This window comes from Pseudoxanthomonas daejeonensis (genome assembly GCF_010093205.1).
GTDB lineage: Bacteria > Pseudomonadota > Gammaproteobacteria > Xanthomonadales > Xanthomonadaceae > Pseudoxanthomonas > Pseudoxanthomonas daejeonensis.
Genome location: NZ_PDWN01000014.1, coordinates 80,703 through 92,487, shown reverse-complemented (window position 1 = coordinate 92,487; position 11,785 = coordinate 80,703). Strand labels below are relative to the sequence as shown.

Genomic DNA, 11,785 nt, shown 5'->3' with positions numbered 1-11,785 from the left:
GGCGATGGCGCTCGAGCCCCGCTGCGCATTGGAAGGGCCAGGCAATGTCGGCAATGGGGCCGGCGCCGCTGCGGTTTAGCATGCGGCCATGCTGTCCCGTCCGCCCCGTCCGCGCCTGCCCTCCTGGTGGAAGCCCGCCGTGCTCTATGGCGCGTTGCTGGCCGCCGGTACCGGTCTGCTGGCCTGGCTGGATTACCAGCGCCTGGTCCGCAGCCATGTGGCGCAGGTCTATGACGTCCTGCTGGCCGCCGGCTTCCTGGCCCTGGGCCTGTGGCTGGGGGCGCGGTTGTGGGGTCGACGGCGCGGGCCGGCTGCGGCATTCGACGGCAATCCGCCGGCGCAGGCGGCGCTGGGCATCAGCCCGCGCGAGATGGCGGTGCTGGCGGAAATCGCGGCGGGCCATTCGAACAAGGAGATCGCCGCGCGCCTGCACGTGTCGCCCAACACGGTGAAGACCCACGTTGCCCGCCTGTTCGAGAAGTTGGGTGCGCGCCGCCGCACCGATGCGCTGCGGCGGGCACGGGAGCTGGGACTGGTGCCGTAGGAAGTGTGGCCGGCGATCCCGCAGGGCCGGGCTTGCCCGGCAGCGAGGGGTGAAGGGTGCAGCCGCGCGAGGGAACGACCGCCGGGCAAGCCCACGCCTCGGGACGAAAACGGGTGAGGGTGGCCCAATCACCCTTTCCTACGATTGCCCGGGCCGCGCCAACCGGGCTCAATCCGGACTTCTTCCAACGCATCGAGGACATCACCATGGGTCGCACTCTCCTGAAGTACGGCGTGATCGCCGGGCTTGTCGCCGGTGGCGCTTTGCTGGCCACGATGCTGGCCTTCCAGGGCCAGCCGCCGGCGGGTGGCTACGGCATGGCGCTGGGGTTCGCGAGCATGCTGGTCGCGCTGAGCGCGGTGTTCGTGGGCATCCGCCACCACCGCGACCAGGCCGGCGGCGGGGTGATCCGGTTCTGGCCGGCGTTCGGGCTGGGCCTGGGGATCAGCCTGGTGGCGGGGCTGTTCTACGTGGCGGCCTGGGAGCTGTGCCTGGTGCTGATGGACCAGGACTTCGCCGCGTTCTTCGCCAGCTCGATGGTCGAAGGTGCGAAGGCCAGGGGCGTCGAAGGAGCCGACCTGGCCCGGGTGGTCGAGGAGGCGGCATCCTTCGAGGCGATGTACCGCAATCCGCTGGTGCGCATGCCGATGACCTTCGCCGAGATCTTCCCGGTTGGCGTGCTGGTCTCGCTGGTCTCGGCGCTGGTGCTGCGCAATCCGCGGGTGCTGCCGGCGCGGTAGGTCGTGGCGCGCGGCGAGGGGCGCCGGCGGCAGCCGGGCGAGCCCGGCTCCACGCGGCTGGCGTGGCGGTCGCCGCGCGTAGGCGGGTGCGGCTCCGGTGGAAAGGGTGGGGTCGGCGACGCGGTGCGCCTGCGCGTGCGCCTTTGGTCCGATGGGATGGCTGCGTGGCTTCAAGCAGGCTGGATCCTTGCGTACATCGGGGCGGCATCATCCGCATAATCCGGCGCACGCAGTATTGGAGCCCTCGAGGATCATGGAGCGCATCAGCATGGCGGAAGGCAGCGGGCGTCACCGGGGAATAGCGCGACTGGCAGGCACGCAGGCGGCGAGGGTATTGGCAGGCGTGTGCCTGCTGCTGGGCCTGGCGCCGGCGATGGCGGCGCAAACGCCGCCCGATGCCGCTCCCGTGCCGCCGGCACCGGTGGTGGAACAGCAACCGGGCGCGCATCCGCCCGGCCAGTCCTGCCCGCAGCGCGATGGCGACACTTCGCGGCCGCGCATAGGCCTGGCCCTGGGCGGCGGCGGTGCGCGCGGCGTGGCCCACATCAGCGTGCTGCGCAAGCTGGAGGAGCTGAAGATCCCGGTCGACTGCATCGCCGGCACCAGCATGGGCTCGCTGGTCGGCGGCCTGTACGCGGCGGGCGTATCGATCGAGGACATGGAAGCGCTGGTCCTGGAAACGGACTGGAAGCGCCTGTTCGACGACACCATCCCGCGCGAGGAGCGTTCCTACCGGCGCAAGCAGGATGATCGCGACAGCGTCGCCACCCTGGGCGTGGGCCTGAACAAGGGCAAGCTCGAGGTTTCCCCGGGCATGCTGCAGGGCGAGCGGATCCTGTCGATGTTCGAACGCAGGACTTTGGCGGTGAGCACGGTCAGCGACTTCGACAAGCTGCCGATCCCGTTCCGGGCCACCGGCACCGACCTCAACACCGGCCGGGTGGTGGAGATCGGCCACGGCAGCCTGGCCCAAGCGATGCGTGCGTCGATGTCGCTGCCAGGCATCTTCCAGCCGGTGGTCATCGACGGCCACGTCCTGATCGACGGGGGCATCGCCGAGCAGGTACCGGTCGATACCGTGCGGCGGATGGGCGCCGACATCGTCATCGCGGTGGACGTGGGCACGCCGCTGACCGTCCTGGATGAGGACGCCAGCCTCCTGCAGGTGATCTCGCAGCTGACCGGCATGTTGACCGTCGGCAACACCCGCACCTCGGTAGCCGCGCTGCGCGAGCCCGATGTGCTGATCGTGCCGGAGCTGGGATCGGTGGTGGCCACCGGTGATTTCGCCAAGGCCAAGGAGGCGCTGGCGATCGGCGACCAGGCCGCGGCTGCGGCCACGGACAGGCTGGCCGCGCTGCCGCGCTACCGCGCGCAGCCGCCGGCCCCGTTCAAGGCGCCGCCGACGCCGGTGGTCGAATTCGTGCGCCTGGATAACCACAGCCGCTACTCCGACGAGGTCCTCACCGCGATCATCGACGTGCCCGTCGGGCGGCCGGTCGATCCGGAGGAACTGGAGAACGCGACCCTGCGCGCCTACAGCCAGGGCACCTTCGCCAGCGTCACCTACGAGGTGGTCGAGGAGGACGGCCGCACCGGCGTGGTGGTCACGGCGCGGGAGAAGCCGCAGGGCCCGAACTATGTCCAGGCCGGCTTCCTGCTGCAGACCGACTTCAGCGGCACCTATGAATCGAGCCTGCGCGTGGCGCTGCTGCGCTCGCCCGTCACCGAGTACGGCGCCGAAGCGAGGATCCTGGCGGCCCTGGGCAGCCAGGCAGGCCTGTGGGGCGAGTACTACCACCCGTTCGACCCGCAGGCGCGCTGGTACTTCTATGGGCGCGCGGGCCTACAGAACCGGACCACGCCGCTGTTCAACGACGATGGCGACCGCATCGCCACCTACGACACCCTCGTCAGCGAGGCACGCCTCAGCCTGGGTCGTACGTTCGGCCTGTTCGGTGCGGCCGAGCTCGGCGTGCAGCGTTCGGAGTCGCGTTCGGACCTGGAGGTCGGCAACCCGGCGCTGCCGGACCTGGAGGTCGGCACCGGCGCCTGGTTCGGCTTCGTCTCGATCGACCGGCTCGACAGCCTGTACTTCCCGCGCAGCGGCTACTCGGCGCGACTGGATTACCGCACCACCGCCAGCTGGCTGGGCGGCGAAGCCGAGTTCGAGGAGGCCGGGCTGGACGTGCTCGGCGCGGTGCCGTTCGGACGCCACGCGGTCCAGTACGGGGCCAGTTACCAGACCACCCTGTCCGGCGTACTGCCGCTGTACGAGCGCTACAGCATGGGTGGGCGCGGGCGCCTGGTCGGCTTCCACTTCAACGAGCTGACCGGCCAGAACTATGCGGTGGTGACGCTGGGTTACAGCTACCAGCTGGCGTCGTTCTTCGGCCGCTCGGCGGTGGTCGGTTCCACCCTGGAATATGGCAACGCCTGGAACCTGCGCCGCGACATGGACTGGAGCGACGGCATCTTCAACGGCAGCGCCTACGTAGGCTTCGATTCGTGGATCGGGCCGATGCTGTTCGGCTACGGCATGCGCGAAGGCGGCGAGGGCGTGATGTTCCTGGAGATCGGCAAGCCGTTCTGAGGCGGGCCCTGGCAGTGCGACCGGTGGACAGCGAGCACGGCGCGGACGTGGTCGGTTACCCTCGTGCGTTCACGACAACGAGGAGGGGAGCCGTGAAGTCCATTCTGATGGCAGCGCTCGTCATGCTGGCGCTGCCGGCGCATGCGGCCGAGACCAAGAAGGCGGGTGCAGGCGAAGTGGTCACCATCTACACCACGGCGCAGGGAGCGAAGCAGCAGATGGCGCGCAGCCGCACCGCGCCGCTGGCGCAGGGCCATGCGCTGACCGAGGGCGAGAATTCGATCTTCGTCGAGCCGCGAAGGCGCTTCCAGAATTTCCTGGGCATCGGCGGCGCGATCACCGACGCCACCGCAGAGACCTTCGCCAAGCTCGACGCCAAACGCCAGGCCGAGCTGCTGCGCGCCTACTACGACACCGAGAAGGGCATCGGCTACACGCTGGCGCGCACCACGATCCACAGCTCGGACTTCGCCAGCGGCAGCTATACTTACATCGAGGAAGGCGACAAGGAGCTGAAGAGCTTCTCCATCGGGCACGACCGCACGTTCCGGATCCCGATGATCAAGCGCGCGATCGCCGCCGCCGGCGGCACGCTGCCGATGATGGCCAGCCCGTGGAGCGCGCCGGCCTTCATGAAGGACACCAAGCACATGCTCCAGGGCGGCAAGCTGCTGCCCGAGTACGCCGCAGCCTGGGCGCAGTACTACACGAAGTTCATCGACGCCTATACCGCCGAGGGCATCCCGATCTGGTCGATCAGCCTGCAGAACGAGCCGATGGCCAAGCAGACCTGGGAGTCGATGCTGTACACGGCCGAAGAGGAGCGCGACTTCCTCAAGAACCACCTCGGCCCGACCATCAAGGCCAGCGCGCATCCGGACACCAAGATCGTGGTGTGGGACCACAACCGCGACATGATGGTCCATCGTGCCAACGTGATCTTCGGCGATCCGGAAGCATCGAAGTACGCGTGGGGCATGGGCTTCCACTGGTACGAGACCTGGGCCGGCTTCGACCCGATGTTCGAGAACGTGCATCGCGTGCACGAGTCGTATCCGGACAAGGTGCTGCTGCTGACCGAAGCTACGGTCGAGAAGTTCGACTGGGCGCAGGTGCAGCGCTGGGCCAACGGCGAACGCTACGGCACCTCGATCATCAACGACCTCAACAACGGGGCGTCGGGCTGGATCGACTGGAACATGCTGCTGGACGAGAACGGTGGGCCGAACCACGTCGGCAACTACTGCTTCTCGCCGATCCATGCCGACACCCGCACCGGCGAGCTGGTCTACACGCCCAGCTACTGGTACATCGGCCACTTCAGCAAGTTCCTGCGCCCGGGCGCGCAGCGGATCAGCTCATCGAGCAGCCGCAGCAACCTGCTGTCGACCGCCTTCGTCAACGGCGACGGCACGCTGGCCACCGTGGTGATGAACCCGACCGACGTGGAGCTGACCTACAACTACTACGTCGGCACCGCCTCGACCCGGGTGACCATCCCCGCGCATGCGATCCAGACGCTGGTGCATTGAGCGCGGCGTGGCGCCTCGGTAGTAGGGAGGCGCGTGGTGTTCCGGTTGGCGTCGGTGTCGCGGTCATGCCCGCTCCTACAGGAGCGGGCGTCCCGGGCAAGCAGGCGTTGCTGCATCCCGCTCTTGTAGGAGCGGGCATGACCGCGACACCGAGGGCAAAGCAGGTGCGGGGAGGCCTCCCGTGCTCCGCGCTGCATGCACCAGCCGCACGGTGGGCGAGTCCAGCATTGCGCTGAAAAGACGCTGCATGAACGGCCTGGATCTCGCGTGGCGAGACCGGAAGGTGTACAAATGTACACCATGAGCCCCGCCGACGTTCCGCCGACCCTTCCGCCCCAGCGCGCCGCCGTGCTGGCCTTCCTGCGCGCCGAACTGGCCGCCGGGCGCGCGCCCAGCCTGGCCGAGATCGCGCTGGCCTTCGGCTTCGCCTCGCGCAACGCCGCGCAGAAGCACGTGCAGGCCTTGCTGGCCGAGGGCCTGCTGGAGCAGGCGCCGGGGCAGAAGCGCGGCCTGCGCCTGCCCGGTGGTGGCGCCGACCTGCTGCCGCTGCCGGTGCTGGGCCGGGTCGCGGCCGGCACGCCCATCAGTGCCGAGGGCATGGCCCGGTCCGGGATGCTTGCGGGAGCGGGCTTCACCGATCCGGACAGCCAGCTGTGGCTGGACCGGCGCCTGTTCTCGCCGCGGCCCGATTACCTGCTGCGTGTGCAGGGCGATTCGATGATCGACGACGGCATCCTCGACGGCGACCTGGTCGGCGTGCACCGCACGCCGGAGGCGCGCGACGGCCAGACCGTGGTCGCCCGGATCGATGGCGAGCTGACCATCAAGCGGCTGCAGCGCATGCGGCGGACGATCCGCCTTTTGCCACGCAATCCGGTGCATGCGCCGATCGAGGTGGAGCCGGGCCAGGACTTCGCCATCGAGGGCGTGTACTGCGGCCTGGTGCGGAAGGGCTGAAATGGCCGCGTCCGTGGTTGCCATCGAATCCCTGCTGGCCGCGCGCACGCTGTGGCATGCCGGCCGCCGGGCCGCGATCCCGGCCGATGGCGAGCCGACCGGCCACGCCGCGCTGGACGCCTTGCTGCCGCAGGGCGGCTGGCCGCGCCGTGCGCTGACCGAGCTGCTGCTGCCGGCCGATGGCGTCGGCGAACTTTCGCTGCTGCTGCCGACGCTGGCGCGGATCACCCGCGACGGCGGCACCGTCGCCCTGGTCGCGCCGCCCTACATCCCGTATGCGCCGGCCTGGCAGGCTGCCGGCGTGGACCTGGCGGGGTTGCAGGTGGTCGAGGCCGGACCGCGCGATGCGTTGTGGGCATTCGAACAGTGCCTGCGCAGCGGCGCCTGCGCCGCGGTGCTGGGCTGGCCGCTGCAGGCCGATGCGGCGGCGCTGCGGCGCCTGCAGGTGGCGGCCGACAGCGGCGCCTGCCTGGGTTTCGCCCTGCGCGACCGCAAGCATGCGGTCAATGCTTCGCCGGCGGCGCTGCGCCTGGAATGCGTGCGCGACACAGCCGCGCAGCGGCCGGTGTGGCAGGTGCGCAAGTGCCGTGGTGGCCCGGCGCCGGCGCAGGCGTTCGCCCTGGGCGCGGCGTGAGGTGGCGCCATGCTCTGGGCCTGTGTACTGCTGCCGCAACTGGCGCTCGACGCCGTCCTCCGCCGCCGGCCTGATCCGCGGGCGCCGCTGGCCCTGGTCGACGGTCCGGCGCAGCTGCGCACCCTGCATGCGGTGAATGCCGCCGCTGCTGCGGCCGGCCTGGCGCCGGGCATGCGCCTGGTCGCCGCGCACGCGCTGCTGCGCGACTTCGCGATGGTCGAGTACGACGAAGCCTCGGTCGCGCGCGTGCACCGGTTCCTGGCGGCGTGGGCCTACCGGCACAGTTCGCTGGTCAGCATGCAGTGGCCGGGCTGCCTGCTGCTGGAAGTGCGCGGCAGCTTCAGCCTGCTCGGGCCGTGGCCACGGATCGAAGCGCGGCTGCGCGGGGAACTCGATGCGCTCGGTTTCCGCCACCGCATCGCGCTGGCGCCGACGCCGCGCGCGGCGCGGGTGCTGGCCGGGCTGCGCGACGGCCTGGCGATCCCGCATGCGGCGACCCTGGCCACGCAACTGGACCAGGTGCCGGTGCGCCGCGCCTGCCTGCCGGACGGGCTGGGCACGCGCCTGCAACGCATGGGGATTACCGACCTGCGCACGCTGCGCGCGCTGCCGCGCGATGCCCTGCGCCGCCGCTTCGGCCTGCCGTTGCTGGAGCACCTGGACCGGATGTACGGCCAGGCCGACGATCCGCTCGAGTACTACCAGCCACCGGACCACTTCGACGCGCGGGTCGAGCTGGGCTACGAGGTCGAAAGCCACACCGCGCTGCTGTTCCCGTTGCGTCGCCTGGTCGGCGACCTGTGCACCTTCCTGTCGATCCGCGACGGCGGCGTGCAGCGCTTCGTGTTGCGGCTTGAACACGAACGCATGCAGGGGCCAGGGCATGCGGGCATGGGCGCGGGCAGTGCGCACACCGATGTCGAGGTCGGCCTGCTCGCCGCCGAGCGCGAGCAGGCGATGCTGTTCGAACTGGCGCGCAGCCGCCTGGAACGGGTGCAGATTCCCGCGCCGGTGGTCGCCATGCGCCTGCTGGCGCGCCAGCTGCCGCCGTTCGTGCCGGCCAGCCGCGACCTGTTCGACACCCGCAACCAGCAGCAGTTGCCGTGGCCGCAGCTGCGCGAACGCCTGCGCGCGCGACTGGGCGACGAGGCGGTGTACCGGCTGGCGCCCGGCGGTGATCCGCGCCCGGAACGGGCCTGGCGACGCGTGCAGGGCGACGAGTCGAAGATCGCCACCGCACCGTCGCGTCCGCCGCGCCCGGGCTGGCTGTTGCCGCAGCCCGTCCCGCTGCGCGGCGCGACGCGGATCCTCTCCGGTCCGGAGCGGCTGGAAAGCGGCTGGTGGGACGATGCCGACGCGCGCCGCGACTACTACGTGCTGGAAACCGCGCAGGGGCAGCAGGCCTGGGCCTTCGCGCCGCCCGGTGAGCAGGGGAGCGGGCAGGGCGGCTGGATGCTGCACGGGTGGTTCGGATGAGCTGGGACGAAGCCGTGGACGGCGTGGACCGCGACACCCCCGGCGGGCGTCCGCCACGCGCCTGGGAAGTGGCGCAGCGGCTGGGCCTGCGCGCGGCCAACGACGACGTGGCCCACCCTGCGGGCGCCGACGACGGCCTGCCGGCGTATGCCGAGCTGCACTGCGTGTCGGATTTCTCGTTCCTGCGCGGCGCCAGCGATGCGGAGGCGTTGTTCGAGCGTGCGCAGCGTTGTGGTTACAGCGCGCTGGCGATCACCGACGAATGCTCGCTGGCCGGGATCGTGCGCGCGCTGGAAGCTTCCGAGGCTACCGGCGTGCCGCTGGTGGTCGGCAGCGAATTCGTGCTGGTCGATGGGCTGAAGTGCGTGCTGCTGGTGGAGAACCACGCTGGCTACACCCGGTTGTGCGAACTGATCACCGTCGCGCGGCGCAGCGTGGAGAAGAAGGGCTACCGGTTGGCCCGTGCGGACGTGGAGCGGGTGATCGCGGCAGGCGCGCAAGGTGACTGGGCAGGTGAAGCTGGCGTAGAGCCGGGCTTGCCCGGCTCGGCGCACTGCGGCCTGTTCGCGCTGTGGATCCCCGGCGCGGAACCTGATCCGGCCCAGGGGCGCTGGCTGCAGCAGGTGTTCGGCGACCGCGCCTTCCTCGGCGTGGAGCTGCATCGCGAGACCGACGACGCGGCCAGGCTGTCGCGCCTGCTGGCGTTGGCGGCGGAACTGCGATTGCCGGCGCTGGCCTGCGGCGACGTGCACATGGCGCAGCGGCGCGAGCGCGTGCTGCAGGACACGCTGACCGCGATCCGCCACACGACCACGCTGGCCGAAGCCGGCGCCTTGCTGTTCCGCAACGGCGAGCGCCACCTGCGCACGCGCCGCGCGCTGGGGAATATCCATCCCGCCCAGCTGCTCGAAGCGGCCGCGGCGCTGGCCGCGCGCTGCACCTTCAGCATGCGCGAGGTGAAGTACCGGTATCCGAAGGAACTGGTGCCCGAAGGCGAAACCCCGTCCAGCCACCTGCGCGCATTGACCGAGGCCGGCATGCGCGAGCGCTGGCCCGGAGGGGTGCCTGAAAAAGCGCGCGCGCAGATCGAGGAGGAGCTGGCCCTGATCGCCGAGCTGGAGTACGAGGCGTTCTTCCTGACCGTGCACGACATCGTGCGGTTCGCCCGGGAAAAACAGATCCTCTGCCAGGGCCGGGGTTCCTCGGCCAACTCGGCGGTGTGCTACGCGCTGGGCATCACTGCGGTGAACCCGGCCGAAACCCGGCTGCTCATCGCCCGCTTCCTGTCGCGCGCGCGGAAGGAACCCCCCGACATCGACGTCGACTTCGAACACGAGCGGCGCGAAGAGGTGATGCAGTACGTCTACGGGAAGTACGGACGCCAGCGCGCGGCGCTGGCCGCCACGGTGATCAGCTACCGCGGCAAGAGCGCGGTGCGCGACGTGGCCAAGGCCTTCGGACTGCCCCAGGACCAGATCGGTCTGCTCGCCGAATGCTTTGGCTGGGGCAATGGCGAAACGCCTATGGAGCAGCGCCTGCGCGAGGCCGGCTTCGATCCCGGCAATCCGATGGTCCGCAAGGTGCTGGCGCTGGCGGGGATGATCGAGGGCCGGCCGCGGCACCTGTCGCAGCACGTCGGTGGCTTCGTGATCTCCGACACCCCGCTGTCGGCGCTGGTGCCGGTGGAGAACGCGGCGATGGTCGACCGCACCATCATCCAGTGGGACAAGGACGATTTGGAGACCTTGAAGTTACTAAAGGTCGACTGCCTGGCGCTGGGCATGCTGACCTGCATCCGCAAGGCCTTCGACCTGGTCGAGCGGCATCGCGGGCTGGCGCTGGACATGGCCACCGTCCCGGGCGACGACGTGCCGACGTACGAAATGATGCAGGCCGCCGACACCGTCGGCGTGTTCCAGATCGAATCGCGCGCGCAGATGAGCATGCTGCCGCGGCTCAGGCCGGCGAAGTTCTACGACATCGTGGTGCAGGTGGCGATCGTGCGTCCCGGCCCGATCCAGGGCGGCATGGTCCACCCCTATTTGCGCCGGCGCATGGGCAAGGAGGACGTCACCTATCCGTCCGAAGGAGTGAAGGCGATCCTTGGCGACACCCTGGGCATCCCCCTGTTCCAGGAGCAGGTGATGGAGCTGGTGATGCATGCCGGCTACGACGCCGACCAGGCCGACGGCCTGCGCCGCTCGATGGCCGCCTGGAAGCGCGGCGGTGACATGGAGCCGCACCGCATCCGCATCCGCGAGTTGATGGAAGGCAAAGGCTATGCCTCCGACTTCATCGACCAGATCTTCGAGCAGATCAAGGGTTTCGGTTCCTACGGTTTCCCGCAGAGCCATGCCGCCTCGTTCGCCAAGCTGGTCTACATCAGCTGCTGGCTGAAGCGGCACGAGCCGGCGGCGTTCGCCTGCGCCCTGCTCAACGCGCAGCCGATGGGCTTCTACTCAGCCAGCCAGATCGTGCAGGACGCGCGGCGCGGGCGCGGCGACCGGCGCGGCATCGAGGTGCGGCCGGTGGACGTGGTCCACAGCGACTGGCACAACACGCTGGAAGGCGGACATGTGCGCGCCGGAGCCGACGATGGCGGGCAGCCCGCATTGCGCCTCGGCCTGCGCCAGGTGGCCGGGATGTCGGAGCGGGTAGCGGATGCGATCACGGCCGCGCGCGCGCAGCGGCCGTTCGCCGACATACGCGACCTGTGCCTGCGCGCGGGGCTGGATGCGAAAGCGCGCAACGCGCTGGCCGAAGCCGGTGCGCTGGACGCACTGGCCGGCCACCGCAACGCCGCGCGCTGGGCGGTGGCAGGCGTCGAGCAGCACCGGCCCTTGTTGCCCGGCAGTCCGGAAGAAGCGCGGATCGAACTGCCGGCGCCGCGGCTGGGCGAAGAACTGGCCGCCGACTACCGCAGCACCGGGCTGAGCCTGCGCACCCATCCGATGGCGCTGCTGCGCGCGCAGATGGTGCAGCGGCGCATCCTCGGCTCGCGCGAACTGCGCGGACGGCCCCACGGCAGCGGCGTGCATGTCGCCGGCCTGGTTACCCAGCGCCAGCGACCGGCCACGGCCAAGGGCACGATCTTCGTCACCCTCGAGGACGAGCACGGCATGGTCAACGTGATCGTGTGGCCGCACCTGGCCATCCGCCAGCGCAAGCCGCTGCTGCAGTCGCGACTGCTGGCCGTGCGCGGGCGCTGGGAACGCGTCGATGGCGTCGAACACCTTGTGGCCGGGCAGATGGAGGATCTCAGCGGCCTGCTCGGTGGCCTGCCGGTCGATTCGAGGGATTTCCATTGAG

General features: G+C 70.3%; 8 protein-coding genes. All 8 read left to right on the top strand.

Going from position 1 to position 11,785, the window contains the following annotated elements; translation table 11 throughout:
• The first annotated feature begins 88 nt into the window (after positions 1-88).
• Complete coding sequence (locus CSC65_RS16300; protein ID WP_162411156.1) at positions 89-544, top strand: helix-turn-helix transcriptional regulator; 456 nt, start codon at positions 89-91, stop codon at positions 542-544.
• Between the two features lie 206 nt (positions 545-750).
• On the top strand, positions 751-1,284 hold the full coding sequence (locus CSC65_RS13780; protein ID WP_162411155.1) for a DUF4199 domain-containing protein: 534 nt from the start codon (positions 751-753) through the stop codon (positions 1,282-1,284).
• Between the two features lie 253 nt (positions 1,285-1,537).
• A complete protein-coding gene (locus CSC65_RS13775) occupies positions 1,538-3,877 on the top strand; it encodes a patatin-like phospholipase family protein (RefSeq protein ID WP_162411154.1) in 2,340 nt (779 codons plus the stop codon).
• A 122-nt stretch (positions 3,878-3,999) separates the two neighbouring features.
• Positions 4,000-5,409, top strand: a complete 1,410-nt coding sequence (locus CSC65_RS13770) for a glycoside hydrolase family 30 protein (RefSeq protein ID WP_238390409.1) — start codon at positions 4,000-4,002, stop codon at positions 5,407-5,409.
• A gap of 300 nt (positions 5,410-5,709) precedes the next feature.
• Positions 5,710-6,366: a transcriptional repressor LexA gene (gene lexA, locus CSC65_RS13765; protein WP_162411153.1), complete on the top strand. Its 657-nt coding sequence runs from the start codon at positions 5,710-5,712 to the stop codon at positions 6,364-6,366.
• Between the two features lies 1 nt (position 6,367).
• Positions 6,368-7,000: a translesion DNA synthesis-associated protein ImuA gene (gene imuA, locus CSC65_RS13760; protein ID WP_162411152.1), complete on the top strand. Its 633-nt coding sequence runs from the start codon at positions 6,368-6,370 to the stop codon at positions 6,998-7,000.
• A gap of 9 nt (positions 7,001-7,009) precedes the next feature.
• A complete protein-coding gene (locus CSC65_RS13755) occupies positions 7,010-8,476 on the top strand; it encodes a Y-family DNA polymerase (RefSeq protein WP_162411151.1) in 1,467 nt (488 codons plus the stop codon).
• A complete protein-coding gene (locus tag CSC65_RS13750) occupies positions 8,473-11,784 on the top strand; it encodes an error-prone DNA polymerase (protein ID WP_162411150.1) in 3,312 nt (1,103 codons plus the stop codon). Before CSC65_RS13755 ends, CSC65_RS13750 begins: the two co-directional genes overlap by 4 nt.
• Position 11,785 lies beyond the last annotated feature (1 nt).